Annotated in this window: 18 protein-coding genes; 9 read left to right on the forward strand and 9 right to left on the reverse strand. The window is 50.3% G+C overall.

Going from position 1 to position 26226, the window contains the following annotated elements; genetic code table 11:
• Positions 1 to 8 precede the first annotated feature (8 nt).
• Complete coding sequence (gene mutS / locus O3681_RS00925) at positions 9 to 2609, forward strand: DNA mismatch repair protein MutS (RefSeq protein WP_371459070.1); 2601 nt, start codon at positions 9 to 11, stop codon at positions 2607 to 2609.
• Positions 2610 to 2646: 37 nt separating this feature from the next.
• A complete protein-coding gene (locus tag O3681_RS00930) occupies positions 2647 to 3498 on the forward strand; it encodes a DUF5672 family protein (RefSeq protein ID WP_371459071.1) in 852 nt (283 codons plus the stop codon).
• A gap of 43 nt (positions 3499 to 3541) precedes the next feature.
• On the opposite strand, the gene O3681_RS00935 is transcribed toward O3681_RS00930, so the two are convergent.
• On the reverse strand, positions 3542 to 4378 hold the full coding sequence (locus O3681_RS00935) for a DUF4198 domain-containing protein (RefSeq protein ID WP_371459072.1): 837 nt from the start codon (positions 4376 to 4378) through the stop codon (positions 3542 to 3544).
• Between the two features lie 252 nt (positions 4379 to 4630).
• On the opposite strand from O3681_RS00935, the gene O3681_RS00940 reads away from it, so the two are divergent.
• The 3 genes from O3681_RS00940 (at position 4631) to O3681_RS00950 (ending at position 7657) form a co-directional block, all read left to right on the forward strand.
• Positions 4631 to 5674, forward strand: coding sequence for a sulfate ABC transporter substrate-binding protein (locus tag O3681_RS00940; RefSeq protein WP_371459464.1), 1044 nt, complete (start codon positions 4631 to 4633; stop codon positions 5672 to 5674).
• A 77-nt stretch (positions 5675 to 5751) separates the two neighbouring features.
• The gene (dinB, locus tag O3681_RS00945; RefSeq protein WP_371459073.1) at positions 5752 to 6810 is read left to right on the forward strand and encodes a DNA polymerase IV; all 1059 of its coding nucleotides are present in this window, start codon (positions 5752 to 5754) and stop codon (positions 6808 to 6810) included.
• A 115-nt stretch (positions 6811 to 6925) separates the two neighbouring features.
• A complete protein-coding gene (locus O3681_RS00950) occupies positions 6926 to 7657 on the forward strand; it encodes a phosphoadenylyl-sulfate reductase (protein ID WP_308881036.1) in 732 nt (243 codons plus the stop codon).
• 59 nt (positions 7658 to 7716) lie between these two features.
• Here the strand turns inward: O3681_RS00950 and recB are convergent, their stop codons facing one another.
• The 4 genes from recB to O3681_RS00970 form a co-directional block, all read right to left on the reverse strand.
• Positions 7717 to 11373, reverse strand: a complete 3657-nt coding sequence (gene recB, locus O3681_RS00955; protein WP_371459074.1) for an exodeoxyribonuclease V subunit beta — start codon at positions 11371 to 11373, stop codon at positions 7717 to 7719.
• A 144-nt stretch (positions 11374 to 11517) separates the two neighbouring features.
• Positions 11518 to 15276, reverse strand: a complete 3759-nt coding sequence (locus tag O3681_RS00960; RefSeq protein ID WP_371459075.1) for a beta strand repeat-containing protein — start codon at positions 15274 to 15276, stop codon at positions 11518 to 11520.
• 255 nt (positions 15277 to 15531) lie between these two features.
• On the reverse strand, positions 15532 to 17199 hold the full coding sequence (locus O3681_RS00965; RefSeq protein ID WP_371459076.1) for a ShlB/FhaC/HecB family hemolysin secretion/activation protein: 1668 nt from the start codon (positions 17197 to 17199) through the stop codon (positions 15532 to 15534).
• Between the two features lie 210 nt (positions 17200 to 17409).
• The gene (locus tag O3681_RS00970; RefSeq protein ID WP_371459077.1) at positions 17410 to 18318 is read right to left on the reverse strand and encodes a Dyp-type peroxidase; all 909 of its coding nucleotides are present in this window, start codon (positions 18316 to 18318) and stop codon (positions 17410 to 17412) included.
• A gap of 103 nt (positions 18319 to 18421) precedes the next feature.
• Here O3681_RS00970 and O3681_RS00975 point away from each other — a divergent pair, with 103 nt between their 5' ends.
• Positions 18422 to 19510 carry a metallophosphoesterase gene (locus tag O3681_RS00975; RefSeq protein WP_308881040.1) on the forward strand — a complete coding sequence of 363 codons (1089 nt, stop codon included), beginning with the start codon at positions 18422 to 18424 and terminating at the stop codon, positions 19508 to 19510.
• A gap of 141 nt (positions 19511 to 19651) precedes the next feature.
• Positions 19652 to 20242 (forward strand): LemA family protein, encoded by a 591-nt coding sequence (locus tag O3681_RS00980; RefSeq protein WP_107723086.1) that lies wholly within the window; start codon positions 19652 to 19654, stop codon positions 20240 to 20242.
• A 107-nt stretch (positions 20243 to 20349) separates the two neighbouring features.
• Here the strand turns inward: O3681_RS00980 and O3681_RS00985 are convergent, their stop codons facing one another.
• From O3681_RS00985 to O3681_RS01000, 4 genes are read right to left on the reverse strand one after another with little or no spacing between them, the layout of a single operon-like run.
• Positions 20350 to 21462 (reverse strand): SGNH/GDSL hydrolase family protein, encoded by a 1113-nt coding sequence (locus O3681_RS00985; protein WP_107723087.1) that lies wholly within the window; start codon positions 21460 to 21462, stop codon positions 20350 to 20352.
• A complete protein-coding gene (gene patB, locus O3681_RS00990; RefSeq protein ID WP_107723088.1) occupies positions 21459 to 22487 on the reverse strand; it encodes a peptidoglycan O-acetyltransferase PatB in 1029 nt (342 codons plus the stop codon). Before patB ends, O3681_RS00985 begins: the two co-directional genes overlap by 4 nt.
• Positions 22488 to 22497: 10 nt before the next feature.
• On the reverse strand, positions 22498 to 23934 hold the full coding sequence (locus O3681_RS00995) for an MBOAT family protein (protein WP_371459078.1): 1437 nt from the start codon (positions 23932 to 23934) through the stop codon (positions 22498 to 22500).
• Between the two features lie 46 nt (positions 23935 to 23980).
• On the reverse strand, positions 23981 to 24619 hold the full coding sequence (locus O3681_RS01000; RefSeq protein WP_371459079.1) for a DedA family protein: 639 nt from the start codon (positions 24617 to 24619) through the stop codon (positions 23981 to 23983).
• A gap of 230 nt (positions 24620 to 24849) precedes the next feature.
• On the opposite strand from O3681_RS01000, the gene hda reads away from it, so the two are divergent.
• On the forward strand, positions 24850 to 25518 hold the full coding sequence (hda, locus tag O3681_RS01005; protein ID WP_371459080.1) for a DnaA regulatory inactivator Hda: 669 nt from the start codon (positions 24850 to 24852) through the stop codon (positions 25516 to 25518).
• Complete coding sequence (locus O3681_RS01010) at positions 25515 to 26183, forward strand: HAD family hydrolase (protein WP_371459081.1); 669 nt, start codon at positions 25515 to 25517, stop codon at positions 26181 to 26183. The genes hda and O3681_RS01010 overlap by 4 nt, the downstream gene beginning before the upstream one ends.
• Positions 26184 to 26226: the final 43 nt, after the last annotated feature.

The following is a 26226-nucleotide window of genomic DNA, read 5'->3' on the forward strand; positions in this document are numbered from 1 at the left end:
GCTTTCCCATGAGCAAATCCGCCGTTTCCCCGATGATGCAGCAGTATCTCGCCATCAAATCGCAACACGCCGACAAGCTGGTGTTTTACCGCATGGGCGACTTTTACGAGTTGTTTTTGGATGACGCGGTGGAAGCAGCGAAGCTACTGGACATCACCCTGACCACGCGCGGGCAGATGGACGGCGTGCCGATTAAGATGGCGGGCGTGCCGTTTCATGCGGCGGAGCAGTATTTGGCGCGGCTGGTGAAGATGGGCAAAAGCGTGGCGGTGTGCGAGCAGGTGGGCGAAGTCGGCGCAAGTAAAGGACCGGTGGAGCGCAAAGTCGTGCGCATCGTAACGCCCGGCACACTGACCGACGCGGCGTTTTTGGAAGACAAGGAAACCAACCGCATCGCGGCGGTGAACGCGGATAAAAAACACGTCGCCATCGCGTGGGCATCTTTGCAAAGCGGCGAATTCAAAACCAAGCTGACGACGGCGGACAAACTCGCCGACGAGCTGGCGCGTTTGCAGGCGGCGGAAATCCTGTTGCCTGAAGGCAAAAGCCTACCTAATGGTTTTCAGGCAACCTCTGCCAACATTACGCGCCTGAACTCATGGCAGTTTGCTGCCGACGCGGGCGCGAAATTATTGACCGAATATTTCGGCTGTCAAGACCTGCACGGCTTCGGTTTGGACGGCAAGGAACACGAAGCCGCCGTCGGCGCGGCGGGCGCGCTGTTGAACTACATCCGCCTGACGCAAAACCTGATGCCGCAACACTTAGACGGCATTTCGCTCGAAACCGACAGCCAATATATCGGCATGGACGCCGCCACGCGCCGCAATCTTGAAATCACGCAAACCCTCTCCGGTAAAAAATCGCCGACCCTGTTTTCCATACTCGACGGCTGCGCCACCCACATGGGCAGCCGCCTCTTGGCACTTTGGCTGCACCATCCCTTACGCAGCCGCGCCCACATCCGCGCCCGCCAAGAAGCCGTTGCCGCGCTGGGTTCGCAATACGAAACCCTGCAAGGCCGTCTGAAAAACATCGCAGACATCGAACGCATCGCCGCCCGCATCGCCGTCGGCAACGCCCGTCCGCGCGACCTCGCCGCCCTGCGCGACAGCCTGTTTGCCCTATCCGAAATCGAATTATCCGCCGAGGGCAGCAGCCTGTTGGAAACCCTCAAAGCCGTTTTCCCCGAAACCCTGCCCGTTGCCGAAACCCTCAAAGCCGCCGTAATGCCCGAACCCGCCGTCTGGCTTAAAGACGGCGGCGTCATCAACCAAGGCTATTGCGCAGAACTCGACGAACTGCGCCACATCCAAAACCACGGCGACGAATTCCTGCTCGACCTCGAAGCGCGCGAACGCGAACGCACCGGCCTCTCCACCCTCAAAGTCGAGTTCAACCGTGTCCACGGCTTCTACATCGAGCTATCCAAAGTCCAGGCCGAACAAGCCCCCGCCGACTACCAACGCCGCCAGACCCTCAAAAACGCCGAACGCTTCATCACCCCCGAACTCAAAACCTTCGAAGACAAAGTCCTGACCGCGCAAGAGCAGGCATTGGCATTGGAAAAACGCCTGTTTGAAGCCCTCCTCAAAGACATTCAGACGACCCTGCCTCAGCTTCAAAAAGCCGCCAAAGCCGCCGCTGCCCTCGACGTACTTTCCACCTTTGCCGCCACCGCCGCCGAACGCGGCTTCGTCTGCCCCGAGTTCGCCGACTACCCCGTCATCCATATCGAAAACGGCCGCCATCCCGTCGTCGAGCAACAAGTGCGCCACTTCACCGCCAACCACACCCGCCTCGACCACAAACACCGCCTCATGCTCCTGACCGGCCCCAACATGGGCGGCAAATCCACCTACATGCGTCAAGTCGCCCACATCGTCCTCATGGCGCACACCGGCAGCTTCGTCCCTGCCGACGCCGCCCAAATCGGACCCATCGACCAAATCTTCACCCGCATCGGCGCCTCCGACGACCTCGCCTCCAACCGCTCCACCTTCATGGTCGAAATGAGCGAAACCGCCTACATCCTCCACCACGCCACCGACCAATCCCTCGTCCTTATGGACGAAGTCGGTCGAGGAACTTCGACTTTTGACGGCCTCGCCCTCGCGCACGCCATCGCCGAACACCTGCTGCAAAAAAACAAATCCTTCAGCCTCTTCGCCACCCACTATTTCGAGCTGACCCGCCTGCCCGAAGCCCACGCAACGGCGGTCAATATGCATCTTTCCGCGCTCGAACAAGGACAAGACATCGTCTTCCTCCACCACATCGAACCCGGCCCCGCCAGCAAAAGTTATGGTATCGCCGTCGCCAAACTCGCCGGCCTGCCCAACCGCGCCCTCAAAGCCGCCCAAAAACATCTGGACGAACTCGAAGCCCAAGCCGCCGCCAACCGTCCGCAGCTGGATATTTTCAGCGCCATGCCGTCTGAAAATGGGGTAGATGAGGAAGGGAAAGAACAAGAAGTTGAGCCTGTTGATAATTTGCAGACCAATGAATTGGCTGAGGCGTTAGCGCAAATTCAGCCCGACAACCTCACGCCGCGCGAAGCCTTGGATGCCTTGTATCGCTTGAAAGATATCTGCAACAAGGTGTCGTAAATAACTCAAAGGTCATCTGAAACAGGGAAATATATTAATGAGTTTTGCTGACATTACCGTGGTTGGTATTACCGGTGCAGATTCTTATACCGAGGGCACGATGTATGCCGTTGCCCGCAGCTGTGCCGAATTGCCCGGCAGCCGTGGATTGCTGATCAGCCCGAGCTGTCCGCAAGGTTTGCCAGAGAATATCCGACATCAACCTTGCCGGCCATTCGGGTATCTGGAATACAATCTGTTTGTTTTGTACCAACTGATGTATTACATCGATACTGATTATTGTTTGATTGTTCAAAATGACGGCTGGGTGTTGAACGGTCAAAACTGGCAGGATGCCTATCGGGAATATGATTATATCGGCGCACCTTTGCCGATTTTGTTGGAAACCGAAGCAGATGGGCAGTTTTTCCTGAAGGGAACCGACCAATATTTGGCCAAACAACATCTGATTCAGACTTCTCCGAATTTGGATGAGCCGCAGAACGGCGGTTTCAGCCTGCGCAGCAGACGGCTTTTAACCATGCCGCGACAACTGGGTTTAAATGTAGAAATCCGACCGCCTTTGCCGCTGGAAGACGGAAAAATTGCCGGTATGGAATGGCTGGTGCGTCTGCACCACGAGGATATGTTTTTGACGGCGCAACACCGTTATACATTGCAGGACTTGGGTTTGAAATTCGCGCCTCCAAATATTGCTACGCAATTTTCTTCAGAAGTACCGTTTATCAATCAAATGAGGAATGTCCCTTTAGAGCGCGTCTTTGGGGCGCACTGGATGGGAAGTGTGGTCTTGACCGGCTGCAACCGTATCCGTTTTACCCAATTAAATGGTGATGAGTTGGAAACATACTCCCGTTTTTTTAGAAATTTGGGTTATGAATTAGAATAAAAAAAGGCCGTCTGAAAGTTCAGACGGCCTTTTTTAATGGCTGTTAATGTTGATGATGGTGGGCATGGCGTGCAGCCGCGCGTTTGGTACCGACAGGCACAATCAGCGTTGCGTAAGTATTGTCTTTCTGACATACGCTTTTATCGCCGTAATCGGTCTCGTTCACCACTTTGATTTTCCACAAACCGTCAATCAGCATAATCACATTGACCACGCCGTTTTTATCGGTTTTGCCGGAGAAGCCTTGAGGCTCGCGGTGGTCATGGGTCGATTCCAAGTCCATTTCGGCCAAAGTGTCCGAGCTGGCGGTAACGGTGGCTTTAACCAAAGGCTCGCCTTTGTACAGGACTTTGACCGGCAAAATACCGCCGGCTTTGACTTCGTTCGGATTTTTCAGCGGAACCAGTTCCAGCTCTTGGCCGATAGGGCGGGTCAATACCGCTTCATCGACTGCGCCGTTGCCCACATGGACGAAACTCTTGCCGAACATTTGCGATTGTTCGCAATAGGTGGCACCGGCCAGCTGTTTCAAGGTTTGCTGTTTCCAGCCGTCTTGGTTTTTCGACCAGAAAGTCGGTTTGTAGGTCGCGCTGACCCAGTAGGAGCCTGCGGGCAGGGCGACTTTGGAAACGTATTGATAGTTTTCGCCTTTATTTACCAAATCAACGGTTTTCTTTGAGCTGCCGGTCAATTGCAGCGGTTTGAAAATATGCACGCGGTCGTCGGCGATTTTTTCGACATTGGGGAAGTCGTGGCTGTAACCCAAATCCGCATGCAGGATTTGGCCGGCAGGCTGATGTTTCGGTGCAGCCACCCAAACATCGTGCGCCTGTGCCACTGCGCCCAACCACAGCAATCCTAAAAGCATCCATTGTTTCATCGTTTCTACACTCCATCTTTCTATTATTGAACAAAACGCCTAACGATTCGGCGAATACGAACGGTACTCTTTTTTATTAACTTTGTAAATAATATGGTTTAGATTTTATAGTTATAAATAATTATTTTTTGATTTCAGACGGCATCGGTTTATATAACCAAAACTGATAAACCCAAAAGCAAACATTATTTCCCGTTTGCCTCCGATCCCGATAAAGTATCGCCATACTTTTGATAGGAGCCGACCATGAATATCCATACCCTTTCTTTTGCCGCATTGACCGCCGCGCTGGCGTTGAGTGCCTGCTCTCCCAAAAACGAACAATCTGCCGACAATGCTGCTTCCGCAGGCAAGGGCGGTAATGTGAAGCTGTTGAACGTCTCTTATGATGTCGCCCGCGATTTTTATAAAGAATACAATCCTTTGTTTGTCAAAGAATATGCTGCGAAAAACGGCGGTGCAGCGGTTGAAGTCCAACAGTCGCACGGAGGCTCCAGCAAGCAGGCTTTGGCTGTCGCCAACGGTTTGGCTGCCGATGTGGTGACCATGAACCAGACTTCCGATATTGAGCTTTTGGTGAAAAAAGGTTTGGTCAAAGCCGATTGGAACACCCGTCTGCCGGACAATGCCGTGCCTTATACCAGCAACGTCGTTTTCTTGGTGCGCAAAGGTAATCCGAAACACATCCAAGACTGGGGCGATTTGGCCAAAGACGGCGTGCAAATCGTTTTGGCGAACCCGAAAACCACCGGCAACGGCCGCTACGCCTTTTTGGGTGCGTACGGTTATGGTTTGAAAGTCAATAACGGCGATGAGGGCAAAACCAAAGATTTTGTGGCTGCATTGCTGAAAAACACACCTGTATTTGAAAACGGCGGCCGTGCGGCAACGACGACCTTCAGCCAACGCAATATCGGCGATGTCTTGGTTACCTTTGAAAACGAGGCCAACTACGTCAGCAAAAAGCTGACCCAAGACCAGTTTGAAATCGTCTATCCAAGCTATACCATTCTTTCTGAAGCGCCGGTTGCCGTCGTGGACAGCGTGGTCGATAAAAAAGGCACGCGCGCCGCTGCCGAAGCCTACCTGAAAAACCTCTGGAGCGAACCGGCTCAAGAGTTGGCCGCCAATCTTTATCTGCGTCCGCGCAATGCCGAAGTGTTGGCCAAACACAAAGCCGACTTCCCCGATATTGAAACTTTCAATCCGAATGAGAAGTTCGGCGCTTGGTCGGACATCATGAAAAAATTCTTTGCCGACGGCGGATTGTTTGATCAGCTTTCCAGTAAAAAATAAGGCTTAAACATAGAGGCCGTCTGAAACTTCAGACGGCCTTTTGTTACAATAAGCCTTTTTCTTATCCATCTTTTCCCATGTCTCAACGCAAAATCATCCATATCGATATGGACGCATTCTACGCTTCGGTAGAACTGCGCGAGCAGCCACACCTGAAAGGGCTGCCCGTTGTTGTGGCGTGGGACGGTACGCGGTCGGTTATTTGTGCCGCTTCTTATGAGGCGCGCAAATTCGGTTTGCACTCGGCCATGTCGGTGGCGACGGCGAAAAGGCTGTGTCCGCAGGCGGTGTTTGTGCCGCCGCATTTCGATTTGTACCGCCAAGTGTCGGCGCAGATTCATGCCGTGTTTCGGCGTTATACCGATTTGATCGAGCCTTTGTCTTTGGACGAAGCCTATTTGGATGTTACCCGAAATTTTGAAAATATCCCGTACGCTAGCGAGGTAGCCAAACGTATTCGTGCCGAAATTTTTGAAGAAACCGGTTTGACCGCCTCCGCAGGCATCGCGCCCAATAAGTTTTTGGCCAAAATCGCTTCCGACTGGCGCAAGCCGAACGGGCAGTTTGTGTTGCTGCCGCAAAAAATCATGGCGTTTTTGGAGAGCCTGCCGTTGGGTAAGATTCCCGGTGTCGGCAAAGTCACGCTGAAAAAGATGAATGCCCTCGGTATGCAAACCGCCGGCGATTTGCGCCGTTTTGAGCGCGGCGAACTTTTAAACCATTTCGGCCGCTACGGCTACCGCCTTTACGATTTGGCACGCGGTATCGACGAGCGACCGGTCAAAGCCGAACGCGAACGCCTGCAAATCTCAACCGAAATCACCTTGCCCGAAGATTTGTCTTTGGAACAGGCTTCAAGCCATTTGCCGCACCTTGCCGAAGACCTTTGGCGGCAAATCGAACGCAAAAACGTCGAAGCCAAAGGCGTTACCCTCAAACTCAAAACCCACGATTTCCGCATTATTACGCGTTCGCTGACGTATTCTTCCGTCCTTCCCGACAGTGCTTCGCTGCTTCAGGCGGCGCATACTTTGTTGCAACGCATACCGCCGCAACGCGAAGACGCCTTCCGCCTGATCGGTATCGGCGTGAGTCATTTGCTGCCGAAAAACCAGCAGCAGACGCTTTGGTTATAAAGAAATAGAAAAGCATTCTTTCCGTTTGAAGATAGGGCGCAGGACAATATCGTTCCATAACCATATCGACAGCCGTTTCAACAGGCCGTCTGAAAATTATTAGGAACAACCAGCCATGTCTTTATTCCGCCCACAATTCTGGAAAATCCCTGAAACCAATGATGCCGAACGCCGCCGCCTGCCTGAGTTGGCTGCCGCTTTGGAGCACCGTTTGCAAGACATTGCCGTACGCTATCCGCAAGCCGTGTTCGCATCCAGCCTTGCGGTTGAAGATATGGTCATTACCGATGCCGTGTGCCGTCTGAAACTGCCCATTCGCATCATCACGCTCAATACGGGCAAACTCAATCCCGAAACCGCCGCGCTGATTGCCGAAACCAATGCGCGCTATCAAACCGAATTGGAAGTATTTTATCCCAACCGACAAACCGCCGTTGAATTTGAAGCGGAGTTTGGCACGACCGCGATGTACGACAGCGTCGAGTTGCGCCGCCGTTGCTGCCATATCCGCAAAATCGAACCGCTCAACCGCGCTTTGCACAATGCCCCCGCATGGCTGACCGGACAACGCCGCAGCCAGTCTGAAACACGCAGCGAATTGAATTTTGAAGAGCTGGATACGGGTCGCAACATCGCCAAATTCAATCCTATTTTTGATTGGGAAGAGCAGGATGTTTGGGCATATGCACACGAACACCAAGTTCCGCTCAATGCGCTTTATCATCAGGGCTATCCCAGTATTGGGTGCGAACCCTGCACGCGTCCGGTCAAGCTGGGCGAAAATATCCGTGCCGGGCGATGGTGGTGGGAAAGCAAAGACAATAAGGAATGCGGTTTGCACAAATAATCAAAGGCCGTCTGAAAACGTTTCAGACGGCCTTTTTGACGATTTAACAAAATGATTTATCAGGAATTTGTTTTCCGCTCAACGAAAGTAGAGAGCAAGGCGGTATCGATGTCCCATTTCCAAATGCCTTGTTCCGAGCCGTCCATGCCGCGCAGGAAGAGGTAGCGGATGGCGATTTTGGGCAACGGTTTACCGCGCAGCGCGTAGTAGCGCGCAATGGCAACGGCGTAGATCAGGGCTTGCAGGTAGTAGTGATGATGCGCCACGGCTTCGTTCATCGCCTGTTGCGTGTACGCGTTTGCATCGTTGCCCAAATGGTTGGATTTGTAGTCGATTAAAACGACATTGCCGTCTGAATCTTGGCAAACCATATCGATAAAGCCGTTTAAATAGCCTTGCAAATCATGGAAATCAAGCAGTTGCGCGGCTTGGACGCATTCGGGCGGCAGGTTTGCTTCGCTTGAGGCAAACCAACGGCGCAAGTCGTCCAGTTTGAAATCGTCCATGTACAGGATGAACCCCATTTCGGGCAGGCGTCGGGTCGGCGGAATCTGCGACAGGCTCTCGTTGATTAAAGGTGTCAGGCGGCAGGTGTCGAGCATGGCACTTACCGTCGGCAGCCATTTGTCTTCAAAGCTGTGGCGTTGCAAAACTTCGGCAATCATTTCGGATTGGCTCTCGGCAGAGGCGGCGAAGTCGAGTTTTTCCAACATTTCATGCAAACATACGCCGGCATTGGTGCCTCGGGGGAAATGGTGGATATCGAGGCCGTCTGAAAGCGGGGAAGGCAGGTTTTCAGACGGCATGGCACGGTCTGCGCTTTCTGCCGGGTCGATGGCAGGTTGCAAAGGCTCGTGTTGTTCGTCGGTTGACTTGGTATGTCTGCTCAAACCGGTAAAGCTGGTGTGGCGGATAAAGTCAAAATCGCGGCGTTTGATGCTATGAGCGCTCAAAGCTTGGTCTTGTTGGCGGCTGTATTGGTAGACGGTTTCTAGCGGGGCTTCTTCCGTGAAGGCAAACTCCGTATTTTCAGGCGCGTTTTTGATAAAGCGTTGCCAGTTGGTTTTAAGCATTTCCACAACGTCTGTCGCGCTTTTATAGCTTTGGCTGACGCTTTCGCGGCCGGCATCCGGTAAACCTTCGAGCAGATAGGCAAAAGGATTGTTTGGCGTACAGTTTTTGTTGGCGGCGGCGTAGATGTTGAGCTGTTCTTCGGCGCGGGTAAGGGCAACATAGAGCAGACGCAAATCTTCTGCCGTCTTTTCGTCGGCAAGATGGCTTAGTTCTGCTTCCGAGGTTTGAGATTTGGCCAGCAGCTCGGTTTCGTGGTTTTCAGTATGCAGGATTTTCCAGTTTTCTTTGGAATTGTCTTTGGTATCCCACGCGAAGGGGCAGTACACCAAAGGATATTGCAAACCTTTCGACGCGTGCATGGTAACGATTTTGACCAGTTTTTCGTCGCTTTCGAGACGGATGGTTTGCGCGTCTGACGGGAAATGGCCGCTGCGCGCACGGCTGATTTGTTCGTTTAACCATTTATGCAGGGTGGCAGGGTTGCGGCTTTGGCTGTCTTCTTCGGCCAAAAGCTCCAGAATTTGATAGTAGTTGGTCAGGCTGCGTTCGTTGCCGCCTTTGAGCAGGCGTGTTTCGATATCATGTAGGGCGGCAAACTGCTGCACGGCGGCAAAAATGCCGCCTTTCCGCCATTTTTCCATGGCTTGGGCAGATGACTCCAGCCATTTCAGCAGCTGGTGTTCGTTGTGGTTGAGTTCGTAAATATCTTTGGCGGTATAGCCGAACAAAACGCCGGTCAAGACAAAGCGCAGCCAGTCGGTTTGCCTTGGGTTGAGCCAAAAGCCGATCAGTGCGGACAGCGAGTCGGCCTCGGCGGAATCGAAAACGGACTGGCGCGACAGCAACACGCTTTGGATACGGCGCTGTTTCAGTTTACCGGCAATCATCGCCGCTTCGTTGTTGGTACGCACCAAGACGGCAATATCGCCGGATTCCAGCGCGCGGCCTTTGAAATTCAGACGGCCTTCGGCCGCTTCATTGAGCGCAAAGGCAATTTCATCGGCGCAATATTCGGCGGCACGGCCGCGCAAAATCTCTTTGCCGGTTTGATCGTCCGTATTGAGCCAGCGTACTTGGATGGCGGGGCGGTGTGGCGACAACCGGCTTTCGGCACGGCTGGCGGAGACATCGCTGTAATCGATGTTTTCCAAGACGAAGGGGTGTTTTTTTTGTTTGAACAAGGCACTGATGCCGTTAATCAGCTTGGCATGGCTGCGGTAGTTAACAGCGAGGGTGTAATGCCTGTCCGCATCTTGCGCGGCTTGCAGATAGGCGTAAATGTCCGCACCGCGAAAGCTGTAAATCGCCTGTTTGGGGTCGCCAACGAGAAACAGCGGGCAGCCTTGTTCGATAAAAATTTGGCGGAAAATTTCGTATTGCAGCGGGTCGGTATCTTGGAATTCGTCAATCAGCGCGATTTCCCAGTTTGCCGCCGCCGCTTTTGCCAACGCGTTGCCGTGTTCATTGGTGGTCAATGCCTGATGGACATCCAGCAGCAAATCGTCAAACACACGCTCGCGGCGTGATTTTTTTTGTTCGGCAATGGATCGGTTGATGTAGGAAAGGAGGTCGAGTTGCAGGCGGATGAAGACCGCTTCTTCAGCGCTTTCCATTGCCTGCAAATCACGACCGAGATTGGCCAAGGCTTGCAGCTGAATAATTTCCGGCGCATCGGCATCGGCTTTATATTCTTTTTTCAGTTTACTGTTGAGCGTGTCGATACTGAAGAGGCTTAATTTTTTTAGTGTTTCTTTGCTCAGGCGGGGCAGACGGTTGGATTCAGTGTTTGTTTTTAAATCGGTAAAAACATTTTCAAAGGTTTTTCTTTTGTAGGTTTGGCCGTTAAGTTTGGGCAAGATTGTCCAAAACGCTTTTTCCAAGTCTTCCAACTGAGCGCAAATTTTTTCCCATGTTTCTTGAAGGTTGGCTTGGGCTTCTTTCAAATCGCCTTCAGGCCGTCTGAATTTCAGATAGGGGCGGCCGGTATAGCTTTTGATTTCGGCAAGCATTTCTTCGGGCGTGTATTTCCGGTCAAAAACCAATTGTGCCAATGTGGCATCGGTTGCCACTTTCTGCCGCCAAAAGTCTTGCGCAGGAATCAGCAGCCTCTCGCGCGAGTCGTCCGACAGCTCGACATCCAAAGGTGCGCCGCATAAAAACGCATAATCGCGCAAGACGCGCTGACAGAAGCCGTGGATGGTGTAAATCGATGCGTTGTCAAACTGGCTCAGGGCGGCTTTTAGGCGGAGAATCAGGCGATGGCAGCTTTCTTGTCCGCCTTGCTCGCCTAAAGCCAAAGGAATCAAGCGATTGAGAAAGTTATCGGGAGATTTTTTCTCTTTTTCGTAATATTTGTTCAGGCCGTCTGAAATATGTTCCGGCTCGCCGCCCAAGGTTTGGATTTCGTTTAAAACCTGCAACACTTCGTCCAAACGCGCGCGCAAACGGGTTTTCAGTTCTGCCGTCGCCGCTTTGGTAAAGGTAACGACCAGAATTTTCTCGATGTCTTTTTTTTCTAAAACAATCAGTCGGGTAAAGAGCGCGGCAATGCCGTAGGTTTTACCCGTACCGGCAGAAGCTTCGATGAGGTTGGTGCCGTCGATGGAAAGTGTGAGCGCGTCAAAAGGAAGGGCGGAAGACATGGTAGGAACGGAATAATATTAGCGAGGCATTATCATAACAGAGATAGTGTGTTGTTTTGCATTGATGATAAAAATGCCGTCTGAAAACTTTCTGTTTTCAGACGGCATGTCTTAATGGCTATTAAATGACTTCAATAGCGCATCTTAGTAGCGCAAACGGCGTCTGGCGTAGCTTGGTTGGCGAGGACGGTAGGTATAACGGTTCGCCGCAGGAGCTTTACTGTCGTCATAGTAGTACGCAACATTATTACCGTTGATGGTCGTATTGTTGACGCTCAAGCCGGTTGGAGAGCCGGTAGTAATAACAACATTGTCGCTTTGGATGGTGTTTGCCGTATTGGTTACGGTGGCTTCGTTTTTACCTTTGGCGTTGATGCCGCCGTTTGGTTTGCCTGAAGCGTAGCTGCCGTTGACATTGACGGTCAGATTTTTTTCGTTAACGCTGCTGATCGCGCCGGAAGTATTGACTTTGTTGCCTTCTAATTCAACGGAGTTGTTGGATACCAAGTTGGTACCGTGCAGGTTGACGTCGCCGTTGTTGGCATTGATTTTAATATCGTTGCCGGCCGCTACATTTGCGCCTGCGGCGGTAGAAGAAGCGTTATCGGTTTTGTTGACGCCGACAGAGCCATTGACGTGAGGAACGGCAACACCGGTTTCAACATTGATTGTCGCGCCAGCGCCGATACCGACATTGACGGCTGTACCTTGGTTGGAGGCAGTATTGGCTGACTCGGTGAAGGTTACGCCGTTGCCTGCGGTAATGTTGACGTTGTTGTTGGCAGTAATGTTGGATGCGATTTCAGCAGAGTCTTTGGCGTTGATGACAACATTGGTCGCATTCATATCGCCTTTGACGGCGGTAGATTCTTTTTTGTTTTCATCAGCGTAGTTGACGTTCAGGTTGGCATTCACATCTACGTTTGAACCGTCTTTGGTGTATGCGCCGACAGTCAAAGAAGCGCCGCCTTGTTTGCTGCTGCTGTTGCTGGTGTTGTGGGCGGCAGTGTTGTGGTATGAACCTGCATCAATATTGATCGCACCGGTAACATCATATTTTGTACCTTCATCAGACACTTTGTCATTTGCCAAAACGATGGCATTGCCTGCGTTGATGGTGGTTACGGTTGCAGTGGATTCATTGTGGGTCGAAGAGTTGCCTTGACCTTGTGCAGTGATTTCACCGCCGATGCCTTTGTTGGTGCTGATGCCGGCAGAAACGACCAAACCGCCGCCGTTTTGTTTCACATCGGATTTTGCACCGCTGTGTGCCGCTTCATGGGTAACGTTTTTGGCAGCTTCAACCACATTGCCAGTCGCATTAATCACGGTACCTTCTTGATTAATATTGCCGTTTGCAGTGATGGTAGCGTTGCCGCCGGTGTTGATGTTGGATACATGAGATGTATTCGTTACGGTAGTCGCATCTGTTTTGGTGCTGGTAATGCCGACAGATACGCCGACGCCTGCAACGTTATTTTTTTCGTATGCAGTAGCAGATACGCCCAAATCGGTTACGCGGCCGGATTCGGTTACAGTGTTGCTACCTTTGGATGCAACAACATTGACGTCATTGGCTGCGGAAATGTTGACGGATTCTTCGCCGTTGACTTGGCTACCGCTGACGGTAACGTTTGAGTTGGAAGACAACTGGGTGTTTTTACCGGTCAAAATGCTGCCGTTCAGGCCGACAGAATGGGTGTCGGTGTGGGTATCGGTGAATTTGATACCGGCTTTGGCAGTCACGCTGCCGTTTTCTTTATTGGTTTCGGTGCCAGAGTAGCCTTTGATGGAATACTCGTTGACCTGTTTGTTTTCTACCGCTTTGGCAGCATCAATGGTCAAATCGCCTGCGGAAGACAGTTGCAGTTTTTGTGCCGCAAACAATGCAGAGCCGATCACATTGATGTCTTTGTTGGAAACAACGGTCAGGTCGGCATTGGAAACCAGGGTAGAACCGGTTACTTTTTCAATGCTGCTGTTGCTGCTGGTTTTAGAGGTCGTGATATTGAAAATCGTACCTTTACGCGCGCTTTGTGCGGAAGTGTCGGTGCTGGTGGCGTTTTTAATATCAACATTGCCTGCTTTGGAGCTGACGAATGTACCGGCTTGGCCTTCAACGGTACTGCCGTAAACGTTGACGCCGTTTTTTGCACCCAAAACTACGTTTGAGTTGGCAGTAATGCTGCTGCCGTGCAGGTTTTCGGTACGGTTGTTTTGAACTTGGCTTTCACCGCCGAACAGGCCGCCCCAGTATTTTTTCTGGTCGTCGAGGTTGTTGGTGTTGATGGTGGTTTGAGTACCCAAGTTGATGTTGTTGACATCGGTAACGACATTGCCGTTTGCCGCAATGCTTGCGCCGTAAGTGCTCAAATCTCCTTCGGAAATCAAACCGATATCACCGGCTGCGGAGATTTTGGTTTGATGGGCGGTAGAGTTTTTGGAAGATTTTGTAGCGATACCGGTTTTCAGGGCGGCAGTTTCATTTTTGAAGCTGACATAAGTCGAGCTGCTGTCGGTTTCGCTGTTGCTGCTCAATATGATGCCTTGTTGGGCGGCAATGCGAGCATCAGCAGCCGAGTTCAGTTCGGTCGCGTCCAATTGGACTTTGCCTGTGGTGGCAATATTGACAGAACCGGCATTGATTTTGGTTTGATGCAGGCTTTCGTCAGTAGAGGAGCTCAGGTTGTTGTTGTACCAAAGGCCTTTGCTTTGAGTGTGGTCGGATTCTGTACGGTTGGTTGTTTTTACCGCGTTAGAATTGATATTGCCTGTGGCAGAAGCAGTCAGCGCGCCGGCATTGATGTTGGCTGCGCTCAGGTTGAGGCTGCCGCTGTTGTTCAAAGTCAATGACTCGGATGCATTGATATTGCTGGCGGTAAAGTTTTCAGTTTTGTTGCGGTCTGAACGGAAGTGCTGAACATTTTGCGCTTCTTTGCCGCTGGAAGATTTATTGGCGGAATGGCTGGTAACCGTGCCTTTGATGTCGGTATCGCGAGCAAACAGTTCCATTTGTGCGGCGGTCAGATTGGCAGACTGGATGCTCAGGTTGCCTTTGCTGTCGATATTCAGGTAGCGTGTGCCGGTAATGGCGGCATTTTGAATGTTTTGTTTGGCGCGTTTGTCGGTCGCGTGGATGCGGATGGTACCGGCGCGTATACTGCCGAAGATATGACCGTCAAGCACCGGCGCATTTGAAGCGGCGTCTAATGCTTCGATTTGTGCGGTTTTGTAGTCGAAGTTGCTTTTGCCTGAAGAAACATTGATGGCGTCGGCGGCATTAACGTTGGCTGATTTGCCGACAACAACTTGCGGCGCGAGCAGGTCAACTACGCGGTTGCCGCTCAAATTGCCGTTTACTTGCAGCTGTTTGCCATTGTCGCTGATATGGAAAGATTTCAACGTGCCGTCTGAAACGGTTGGCGTACCGACAACCAAGGATGCGCGATTGGCATTCAGGATGCTGCCGCCGTTGTGGGTAATGCCGTTAGGGTTTGCCAAAACATAGTCAGCGGCAATACCGAAGATCTCTTGCTGACCTAAGATCAGAGAAGGGTTTTTGCTGACCACTTCGTTCAAGATCACAGATGCGGCCTGACCTTGGAAGTTTTTGTTGGCAGACAGGTTTCCGGCCAGTTGGGATTTACCGGCAGACAGGGCGTTATTCAAAACGGCGCCGTGTTGGGAAACGTTGTACTTGTTGTATTGGTTGTGAGAAAGACCTTGAGCCGTCGGTGCGGCAATGTTGACGATGTCAACATTGTGCTGCTGCTGTACCGAAGTTTGGCCGATGGCTTCGATATTGGCCGCTACTGCTGCATTTCCCAGGAATGCAAAGCACACGGCGACAGTTACTTTGCCGGAAGCTGAGAGCTTAGGCTGATATAAAGTGTCGATTTTCATGGATTTTAATCCTTATTTATCGTGATGGAGATTGAATCAGAAATCCCATATCGGGTATCGGATTTCTGTTGAGGAAATTTTTGAATGTATTAACATTGTTATGAATTTTTTTACAATCATACCACCAGTATGGCCTTGTGTGCACTATTTCAAATGCAAATAAAAACCGCTCATCTCATTGATATTAATAGAAAATTAATAACGTTAAGATGGGCGGTTTATATATTGGATAAAAGGATATATATTTACATAACTTTAAAATGGAATGCGTAAAGAAACGGTCACATGATCCTGTATTTCGCTGTTTGATTGGTTGGGCATGCGTGCAAAACCTTTGCCGTAGTCGGCAGAAAGCTGCCATTTGTCCGCTTTGCCCAAATTCAAACCTGCAACCACACCCATGGCGCGTTGCGAACCTTCGTTGTTATTTTTGGCAACGCCGATGTCTGCACCCAGATAAGGCTCGATATAGATACCGTGGGGCGTATTGCGGCGGAAATAAACGGTATTGCTCAACAGGACTGCGCTGTTTGCGCTCAAAGAAGTCGAACGGAAACCGCGTACATTTTGATAACCGACGATGTCCATTTCTTTGGTGGCAAACAAATCATGCGGGCTATATTGGGCATCGATTTGGTGATGGTTGCGCACGATCCATTTACCCAATGGACGGTTTTGAATCAAATTGCTTTGCAAGGATACAGAGGTATAGCGCTTGTCGAACGGCGTATGTTCGGTATTTTTCGCAAACCCTTGTTCTACGCCGATATTGTTGAGCCAAATGCCGTTTGGCAGGATGGCTGTATGCGACAGGCCGACTTGTGCCGAATAGATTTCAGGGCTTTGCAATTCCAGTTTGCTGTCGGCAAATTTTGCAGTCTGTTTCACATAGTCGATGCCGGCATAGGCGGAGGCAATGTGTTTTTGACTGCGTGAGAATACTCGGTCTGCTTTGATTCCTGCCGCTTTGGATTGGGAGCGGTAGGCGTAGCGCGTTACGCTGGGCGTTAGGATGCTTTGCGATTGCGACGCGGCAGCGTAAGTGCTGAATGTCCATGCGCCATAAGGAGCTTGGTAGAACAGGCTGCCGCCTCGACTGTAATGGCTGTCGTGGTTGTTTAGATTGGTGTAGCCGTTTAGATAAAGGGAGTCGCTCAATCCCAACGGGCTGCCGATATTCAGGCTGCCGCGCAGTGTCGTGGTATTGGGTTTGCTGCCTTTATTGTCGATGGTGACGCTGCCGCCCCAATGTTTTTGGGCATCGTTGTTGAGTTGGATGGAGGCGGTGCCGTCATCATGCGGATAAACATCGATGCTGACGTTGTTGCCGACAACATGGTTTGCCTGTTCAATACCTTGGTCGAGGTATTGGATGTTCAGCGGTTTGCCTTGATGATCGGGGAAGAGGGTGTCAACGTTGACCGTACGGGAGCCGCCGGTAATCTCACGGATTTTGCCTTCGATGACTGTCAATTTCAGGACGCGTTCAGTCGTGGTTTCAAATTTGATTTGCGTATGCGGATAGCCTTGAGCGATATACTCGGCAACGATGTCCCGGTTCAGTTGGTTGATGTTGTTTTGATTGATGCATTTGGGTAACTTGGCTTCAATCTTTTTGGAATCGATAAGGGTAATACCGGAAAGCTCAATACCCGTGTAATCCAAGCATTCGGTATTGTTTTCAGACGGCCCTTCTTGTGCAACTGCGTCATTATCTTGCTTTTTCTGCAAATCCCATGCCGACTGCTCGCGTTTTTGGATTTCGACCGAATGAATTTGATCGAGGTTGTCGCGGAAGTCTTTGTCGAATTGGTTGGGTACGTTTTTATCGATTTGATCAAGCGGATTCGGCGTATTGGCCGCATAGGCGTTTAGCGCGGAAAGAATCAATACGGGCAGGGGAAGAAGGCGGGATTTATACATGGTGTCGTAATTTTATAGAGATAATAATTGGGTTTATTTTATCGAAAATAGCTGCTTGGGGCGTATCAGTTTTTATCCTTGTCTGCAATCAGGGTTTATGAAGCAATAATGGGATAAATTTCTATGATAATACCATAAAAATATTAATGGGATTTGAATAACAAAAACCTGCCTTTGAAAAGGCAGGTTTTTCAGATGGCCTGTGAGCCATTAAAGATTTTGCAAACGTTCGACAGAAGGCGCGTAGTAGTAAGCGCCTGATACGGCTTTAGACAAATATTTCAGCAGTAAGTCGGTTTTACCGTCTGCATCGCCGAACATATTGAGCAGTTGAACTTCAATATTGTGCAGCGTGTTGCAATAGGATGTGAACATCAAACCATGTTCGCCACTGAGTTTGCCAAAGGGTAGGCTGCGGCGGACAATTTTTAGGTCAACGCCGTTTTCTTTGACATTGACGCGGCCGAGATGGGAGTCGGGCAGGCGTACATCTTCGCTGAATTCATCATTGGTTTCTTTGCTGCGGCCCACGCTGGCTTCTTGTTCGGCAGTAGGAACGGCATCCCATTTTTTCAAATCGTGCAGGTATTTTTGCAGCAAAACATAGCTGCCGCCGGCATCGGGCTTGCCTTCGGGAATAATGGCGACATTGCGCACATTGTCATCGCCCTGCGGATTTTCCGTACCATCGACAAAACCGTCCAAGCCGCGGTCTTCATACAGGCGCAGGCCGTGTTCTTCAGTGGATACGCGGATGCTGTCGCCGAATGCGCCTAAAACAGATTGAGCTAAGGCATAGGCGGCTTTTTGCTCGGTGGCTTGAATGTGGATATAGAGATCGTGTTGGGTGGAGGGGGCGAGGCCGTTGCCCAATTCAGGGAAAGGTTTGATTTCACTGCCTTCGTCAGTATGGCCGAACGATTGCCATGCGCGGCTGCCGAAGGCAATGGTCAAACCCAAAATATCATTTGGAAAACGGGTTTTCAGTTTGGCCAAGGATTCCAAAGAAAGGCGGCAGGCAGATTTGATGTTTTCGTTGCGGCCGTCCGAAATGTCTGCTTCGATAAAAATACCGGCTTGTGCGTGATCAGGAATAATGGCTGATTGAGGGTGGCTCATGAAGATTCCTTTCAAAATATTATGGGTTTTTACGCGGTAGATTATACACTGAAAGTTTCAGACGGCCTAAAATCTGCCTTTTGATTTTTTAGGGCGGAAAGGCATGTTTGGCAAGATGTTTTTTGTGAGCGTCATTCTGTTGCAAGTGTTTACATTTGGGCTTGGGCGTTCGTTGCAATGGCTGTTTGCGCCTTGGATTGGCAAAGTCGGCAGACGTTGGCTGATGGGTATTTCCTATTTCATTACAAACGGCTTGTTGGTCGGCTTGCTGCTGGAATTGGGGCATATGATGTTCCGCATGGTGGCGTTTTGGATGGTGATCTTGCTGTTTGTGATGTATGCCGCGCTGGCGACATTTATCCTGTATCTTTTGCTGCGCCGTTTTATGGCACGCCAACCGCTTTCTCGAAGCCTGCGGCTGTTTGCGCCTTTGTTTGTGGCCGGTTTGCTCGGTTTTGGGATGTATAACGCCTATACGCCCGTTGTCCGCTATCAAACCGTATTCATCAATAAGAAAATGGATAAGCCGCTGCGTATCGGCGTGGCCAGTGATTTGCACTTGGGAATTTTGTTTGGCGCGCGTCAATTGGACAAGCTGACGGACATCATGAAGCAGGAACAAGTCGACATGGTGTTGCTGCCGGGCGATTTGATGGACGATACCGTCGATGCATACCTGAAAGAAAACATGAAACCGCATTTGCAGAAGCTGACTGCGCCGATGGGCGTTTATGCCACTTTGGGCAATCATGACTGGTTCCGCGATCAGAAGCGCATCAAACATGAATTGGAAGCGGCAGGATTGACGGTTTTGGCCAATCAGGTTTTGGAAGTGAATGGTGTGTTGCTGGTAGGACGGAGCGATGATTTGGATCGCAAGCGTCCCAGTGCGGAGCAGCTTTTAGAAGGTCAAAATACCCAATTACCGGTTTTATTGATGGACCACCGGCCTACTTCAATCGAAACCCATGCCCGGCTGCCGATTGATGTGCAGGTTTCCGGCCATGTCCACAACGGCCAAGTAGCACCTGCCAACCTTATCGTCCGTACGCTTTATCGTCTCGCTTATGGTTATGAAGCAATCGGCAACGGCCATTTCTTCACCACTTCAGGCTACGGCTTCTGGGGTATTCCCCTGCGTTTGGGTTCGCAATCAGAAGTGTGGGTTATCGACATCAAGTCAAAGCATTGAAATAAAAATATAAACTTCAGGCCGTCTGAATTTCAGACGGCCTTTTTTATGAAAATTGGGAAAAATATTGAAATTGGATTATAATCGATGTTAATAAAATCAGCCACCGATATGAGTGGCATCATAACTAGGGAACTCACTATGGGCATTATCAGTCTTGCACTTATCTTCGTATCAATCGCCGCTGTCTTATTGTATTTCAAACAACAGTTGAAAGACCGCAAAAAAGACTGTCGCGAATCCTTTGTCTCTTTGCGCATTGCGCTCGACTGCCGACATCAGGCTGTCCGTCATGTATTGGATGCATACAGCAAACACCTGCAAGAGCAGGGCATTGCATTGGATCAAAACGTTCAGCAGATGTGTGCCGAAGTCGAAACCGCATTGGCGCAAACTGCCAAAACATTTTCCGAGTCCAAAATCAAACATCTGTGTGAAGCCGAAACAGCATTGAATCATGCGCTGAAAAAATTGCAAACTGCCGTCAAAGGCCTTTTGAAACAGTATCCTGATGAGAAATTGGCCGGTTTGATGGAAATGCTGGATGCAGCAGAGGCGGAAGTCGCATCGGCACGCCGCACTTACAACCGCAGAGCCGGAAGCTACAACCATCATTTGAACAAATTGCCCAACCGCCTTGTCGCCAAGCCATTAGGCTTTGACAAGCAGGTAAGATTGGTTCGTTTTACGGAAAACCAAACGCAACGAATGAGTAGCAATATGTTGGCTTAAAAATTAAGCAGTTTGCTAAATAAGCGATAAACAAAAGGCCGTCTGAAATATTAATTTCAGACGGCCTTTTGTGTGCTCTTAATGAAAAGTACTTAGGCTTTTGCAATTTATTGGGCAAAGCGGATTAGGCTGTCGGCAAGTTTATCGGCTGCAGTTTCATAACCTTGTGCAGAGAAGTGAACGCCGTCTTTGGCTGCCAAGCCTTGAGCCATCCAGTTTTTCATGCTGCATGCCCCGCCCATCGCATCCTGCCAAGACCAGAACATAATTTTTTCGTCACGGGCAACGCGTTGCTGCATTTGTTGTACTTCGCTGAGCAAGACAGGGCGGTTGCCGCAGCTTCCGTAGGCGGTTTTCAAAGATTCCGGAGCACCGAGGATCAGGATACCTGCGTTGGGCAGGGTGTTTTTGATTTGACGGATGTAATTGCGCCATGTCCGCTCGGTAGAAGAAATATCGAGGTTGCCGGAAAAGGCTTCATTGGTACCGTAGGCAAGAATGATTAAATCGGCTTTGGTTTGTGCCAAATCTTCCCACATACCCGGCCGCCATTTTGACCATTGGGATAACTGTGCGCCGTTGATGCCCATGGCGGAAACGGTTACGCCGCGTCCGGGGCGTTCGATGTTAATGAAACCGATTTGCCAAGGCATGCTGCTGCTGAGGGTCATCGGCAGGGAGGCATTGGTACGCACCAGTTGCCAACCGTTTTGTGTGGCAGGGATTTCTCGGCCGTTGACGGTCAGGGTTTGTTCGGACCAAACTGGTTTGCCGAAGATGGAGATTTGTTGCATATCCATGCTGCCGTCGGCTGCGCTTAAGGTAACGCTGCCGCCATCGGCGCGTGCTTCAATCCCGCCGAAAGAAAAATCGCTGTGTGATTTGCGGCTGCTGATGGTGTTCCAACCGCTGCCGCTGTAACGGACGGTTGCCATGCGCTGGCCTTTGACGGTATTAGGATAAACCCAACCGATACCGCCGTTGCCCCATTGTTGTTGCAAACGGCGACGCAGGCGGTCGGTGAAATAGTCGCCGGCGGTGTGGGAGTCGCCGACTTGGATAATGCGGAATTTGCCGTCTGAAGTATGGTTGAGCTGTTGCAGTTTGTTCAGCCAGGCAGGACGGTTGGAGCCGTAGTTGCTTAACAGGCCGTCATTGGTTGCGCAGGCGGTAATAGGGAGTGCGAGAAGCGTGAGGAGTAAGGTTTTATTAAATTTCATGGTTGTATATCGTGTGTAAAATTAATTTTTTCCATAATTTTTCCGGCCAGTAGTTTTTGGCCTTCTGCGGAAAAGTGAATGCCGTCCTTGCTGCGGTAACGGATGATTTTTCCATCTACTTTGACAGAGTCGGCATATTCTTCTGCGCCATTGCTCAACAGTTTGTCGGTCGGCAGCCAAATGGCTTGAGGCGACACCGTACCCGACAGGATTTTGTCGAGGTAGCGCATCTGTTCGTTGAGCTTGGCTTTTTTCATGTAAGGAATGCCCAGCCAAATGACTTGGACATCATGTGCGGAGGCTGCATCAAGAATACGGCGGACGCGGTTGAGGTATTCTGCCTCCCATTCGGGGGAGGCGAACTTCAGGTATTTTTTACCCATCGGGAAATCCCAAGGGTCGTTAGGGCCTAAGAATACAACCAAAACGCGGATGTCGGGTTCTTTTTGCAAAGTTTGTTCGATGGTTTTCGGCCAGTCGAAGAAGTTGGGGTAGGACAAACCGGTGCTTTGTTTGCTGAGGTTGACCGATTGTACGCCATATTCTTGCTTGAGGTGCTTTTGTACGAAAGGTGCAACGCCCTGCATCAGCGAGTCGCCGGCAAAGAAAACTTTATTGCCTTTTTTCAACACGACCTGCGTTGCCGACTGATCAGCCTGATTGCTTGGCTCGCTGGCGGCGGTATCCGTATTGTTAGCCGCATCGGAAGCAGCAGAGTCTTTTTGATTGTCCGATACTTCAATGTTTTCCGTATTTTCAGACGGCCTTGTTGTTTCAATGCCAGAGTCTTCCGAAGCTAAAGCGTCTTCTGTTTCCAGCGAGGCTTTCAGGCCGTCTGAAAATTCGTAGGCTTTTTGTTGCCAATCCGCACCGATACGCCACCAAGCATATTCGGATAAAGGCTCAAGCGGACTGTTTTCATGATAGGTCTGCTGCCAATAGGCATTGATGGAGTTTTGGGCAAACCACGTCAGTGCAACCGCACTGAGCAGAATCGAAACAAACAGGGAGATAAAGCGTTTCATGTTCTGCTCCTTAGAAGTTGGCATAAATAAAGCCGGGAATGCCGGACGGGGCGAAGACGATAATCAGTGCGAGGATAAGCGTGATGGGGATAAACCACAGCCATGCAGGCAGTTTGTCCAAGCCTTTTATCGATGCTTCAAATAAGCGGAGTAAATACGGGTATAGCAAAAGCATCATCGCAAATGCACCCAGCAACATGAGGTCGGTCGGCAGAGGCGCGTTCCAACCTTTATCATTGGCAAATAAGGCGCTGAACAGCATTTCCGTATCGGCAAGCGTTGCGCTGTTGAAGACGACAAAAGCGAAACAAACGAAATGGAAGGTAAACAGCCAGGCAAGCGGTTTGCCGATTTTCAGACGGCCTAAGGCATTGCGGCCGACGATTTTATCGCCGCAGTTAAGGAACACCAACGCCGCACCGTGCAGCGCACCCCAAATCAAAAAGCTCCAGCCGTAGCCATGCCAAATGCCGGAAAGCAACATGGCAATCATCAGATTGAGCTGGGTGCGTCCGAAGCCTTTTTTGCTGCCGCCCAAAGGGATATAGATATAGTCGCGAATCCAAGTGGACAGGCTGATGTGCCATCTGTCCCAGAAGTCGCGGATGTTGATGGCGCGAAGCGGCGCGGCAAAGTTTTTCGGCAGCTGGAAGCCGAGTAGCATGGCCAAGCCGATGACCAAATCCGAGTAGCCGGAAAAGTCGAAAAAGAGTTGGAAGGTGTAGCCATAAATCGCAGACAACACGCCCCAGCCGTCGAACTGGGCCGGATTTTCAAAAACAGGTGATACCCAGCCTTCCGCCAATACGCCGGCAAGCCACCATTTTTTAGCAATGCCCAATACAATCAGGCCGACCGCCAAAGCCGGATAAATCAGCTGGCGTGCCTGTTTGGTGCGGATTTGCACCAATGCCCCCGCCTGTTCGCCATCTATACTTTTAAAAGCAGCCGCACGGATAATCGGGCCGGATGTGATGGTGGGGAAGAAGCTCAGATGAAGCAGGAGCTCGTGCCATTCAAAACGGTCTCCCTTAGGCTCGCGGTAGCAATACACCAAGTAAGCCAGCGATTGGAAAGTGTAATAAGACAAGCCCAGAGGCAAAAGGATGTCGATGACGGCGCTTTGCCCTGTATATTGCTGAATAATCGGGCGGAAAAAGTCGAAATATTTGAAGAAACACAAAACAGTCAATGCCGCCGAAATACCGCACCCCAGCCAAAATTTGCGGATATTCTCGTTTTCAGAAAACATCAGCACGCTGATCAGGTAAACCACAGAAGAGTAAACCAAAATCAGCGCGGCAAAAATGGGGTCGATACGGTAAAGCCAGCCCAGCCCGGCAACCAAAAGTAAAACGTTTTGAACTTGCGGAAAACGTGCAAATGCCCAGTACAACGGCAAAAATATGATAAAGAATACCGCAAATTCAATAGACAGCAACGGCATGACAATTCCTTGATGTGTTTAAACTTTCAAACTTTTCGATTGATTGTTATTTTTTGGCGTTAAGTTTGGCACGGACGACTTCGACTACCGCAGGTAAAATCGAAATCACGATGATTGCCGCCATAACTAAGCCCAGATTGTTTTTGACGACGGGGATATTGGCGAAGAAGTAGCCTGCATAGGAAAACGACAATACCCACAACATCGCGCCGATAATGTTGTAACGGATAAACGTGCCATAGTGCATATCGCCCATGCCTGCGACAAATGGCGCAAACGTCCGCACAATCGGCACAAAGCGCGCAATGATGATGGTTTTGCCGCCGTGTTTTTCATAGAACGCATGGGTTTTTTCCAAATACGAACGGCGGAAAATTTTGGAATCAGGATTGGCAAATAGTTTTTGTCCAAAATATTTGCCAATCATAAAGTTGGCAGCATCGCCTAAAATGGCGGCCGCTAAGAGCAGCAATATCATGACGTGGATGTTCATGCCGCCGATGGCCGCAATACCGCCGGCAGCAAACAGCAGCGAGTCGCCGGGTAAAAATGGCGTTACGACCAAACCGGTTTCGCAGAAAATCACAACAAACAAAATCGCGTAAATCCACGGGCCGTATTGGGCGGAGAGGTGGACAAGGTGTTGGTCGATATGGAGGATGAAATCGATAATGGTAGAAATCACTAGGGTTCCCCAAATAAAAAGGCCGTCTGAAAAAGAACAGACAAATGTTTCGGCGAGAAGTTCGACATTGTAAAACCAAAGCGGAATAAAACCAATGCCGTGAGCGCGTCAAGATATGTTTAGAAGTGCAGATATGTTGCAGGTATAGGCTTCAGACGGCCTTTATCCTTGATGGTGGATGGCAAAACAACGTAAAATAAAGCCGATTTCAACCTAACCGGTGCGCCTTTGTGAACCAGCTCATCTTCGATTTTGCCAGCCATGATTATCCCGGCTTCGATAAATTTCTGGGAACAGAAAATGCCGAGCTGGTGTATGTGTTGCAGCACAAACATGGGCAATTTATCTATGTGTGGGGCGAAGAGGGCGCAGGCAAAAGCCATCTCTTGCAGGCATGGGTCGCACAGGCGCTTGATGCCGGACGAAATGCCCTCTATATTGATGCCGCCGCCACGCCGCTGACAGAAGCCGCGCTGGACGCAGAATATCTCGCCATTGACCAAATCGAAAAGCTTAATAATGAAGAACAGGCTTTACTGTTTGCCATCTTCAACCGCTTCCGCAACAGCGGCAAAGGCTTTTTGCTTTTGAGTTCCGAATATACGCCGCAACAACTCGTTATCCGTGAAGACCTACGCACGCGCATGGCGTATTGCTTGGTTTACGAAGTCAAACCGTTGTCCGACCAGGAAAAAATCGATGCGCTCGTCAGCATGGCGGCCGCCCGTCAGGTAACCATCGATCCGGAAATCTTCGAATACCTGCTGAACCATTGGCGACGCGATATGGACAGCCTGATGCAAATGCTCGATACCCTCGACAACTACGCCGTTATGATGGGCAAGCGCATTACTTTGCCGCTTTTGCGCCAGCTTTTAAAACAACAGGAAACCCAATGAAAAACCTTGCCATTTTCGACCTCGACAATACCTTGATCAATACCGATTCGGATCACTCCTGGCCGCAATACCTGATTAAAAAAGGCATAGTCGATGCGGCTGAAACCGAGGCGAAAAATGAAAAGTTTTACCAAGACTATCAAAACGGTTGTCTTGATATCGATGCCTTCCTCAAATTCCATCTCGCGCCTTTAGCCCGTTTCAGCAAGGAAGAATTGGCTGAGTTTCATCGCGAGTTTATGGCCGAATATATCGTTCCGCATATTTCTCCGATGCAGCGTATGCTGGTGCAAAGTCATCAAATGGCGGGCGACGAAATGTTGGTTATTTCTTCGACCAACGAATTTATCATTACCCCTATCTGCCATCTTTTCGGTATTCACAATGTTATCGGCACACAGCTTGAAACCGGCGAAGACGGCCGATATACCGGCAACTATGTCGGTACGCCCAGCCTGAAAGAAGGTAAAATTACCCGATTGAACCAATGGCTTGCCGAGCGCGGCGAGACCTTTGAAAGCTACGGCAAGGTTTATTTTTACAGCGACTCCAAAAACGATTTGCCGTTGTTGCGTATCGTGAACGAACCTGTCGCCGTCAATCCGGATGCCGAGCTGGAAAAAGAAGCCAAAGCAAAAGGTTGGCCGATTTTGAATTTCAAATAATGACGAATCAGGCCGTCTGAAATATTTAACCTAACCACAACCC

The sequence above is a fragment of the Neisseria sp. 27098_8_158 genome (assembly GCF_041433145.1).
Classification (GTDB): Bacteria; Pseudomonadota; Gammaproteobacteria; order Burkholderiales; family Neisseriaceae; genus Neisseria; species Neisseria subflava_E.

Excerpts from the sequence above, each read along its gene's own strand:
- O3681_RS00960 (WP_371459075.1), bottom strand. The coding sequence starts at position 15,276 with ATGAAAATCGACACTTTATATCAGCCTAAGCTCTCAGCTTCCGGCAAA.
- mutS (WP_371459070.1), top strand. The coding sequence starts at position 9 with ATGAGCAAATCCGCCGTTTCCCCGATGATGCAGCAGTATCTCGCCATC.
- patB (WP_107723088.1), bottom strand. The coding sequence starts at position 22,487 with ATGAAACGCTTTATCTCCCTGTTTGTTTCGATTCTGCTCAGTGCGGTT.
- O3681_RS00995 (WP_371459078.1), bottom strand. The coding sequence starts at position 23,934 with ATGCCGTTGCTGTCTATTGAATTTGCGGTATTCTTTATCATATTTTTG.
- O3681_RS00965 (WP_371459076.1), bottom strand. The coding sequence starts at position 17,199 with ATGTATAAATCCCGCCTTCTTCCCCTGCCCGTATTGATTCTTTCCGCG.
- O3681_RS00930 (WP_371459071.1), top strand. The coding sequence starts at position 2,647 with ATGAGTTTTGCTGACATTACCGTGGTTGGTATTACCGGTGCAGATTCT.
- O3681_RS00975 (WP_308881040.1), top strand. The coding sequence starts at position 18,422 with ATGTTTGGCAAGATGTTTTTTGTGAGCGTCATTCTGTTGCAAGTGTTT.
- O3681_RS00970 (WP_371459077.1), bottom strand. The coding sequence starts at position 18,318 with ATGAGCCACCCTCAATCAGCCATTATTCCTGATCACGCACAAGCCGGT.
- O3681_RS00950 (WP_308881036.1), top strand. The coding sequence starts at position 6,926 with ATGTCTTTATTCCGCCCACAATTCTGGAAAATCCCTGAAACCAATGAT.
- recB (WP_371459074.1), bottom strand. The coding sequence starts at position 11,373 with ATGTCTTCCGCCCTTCCTTTTGACGCGCTCACACTTTCCATCGACGGC.
- O3681_RS00985 (WP_107723087.1), bottom strand. The coding sequence starts at position 21,462 with ATGAAATTTAATAAAACCTTACTCCTCACGCTTCTCGCACTCCCTATT.
- O3681_RS00935 (WP_371459072.1), bottom strand. The coding sequence starts at position 4,378 with ATGAAACAATGGATGCTTTTAGGATTGCTGTGGTTGGGCGCAGTGGCA.
- O3681_RS01010 (WP_371459081.1), top strand. The coding sequence starts at position 25,515 with ATGAAAAACCTTGCCATTTTCGACCTCGACAATACCTTGATCAATACC.
- dinB (WP_371459073.1), top strand. The coding sequence starts at position 5,752 with ATGTCTCAACGCAAAATCATCCATATCGATATGGACGCATTCTACGCT.
- O3681_RS00980 (WP_107723086.1), top strand. The coding sequence starts at position 19,652 with ATGGGCATTATCAGTCTTGCACTTATCTTCGTATCAATCGCCGCTGTC.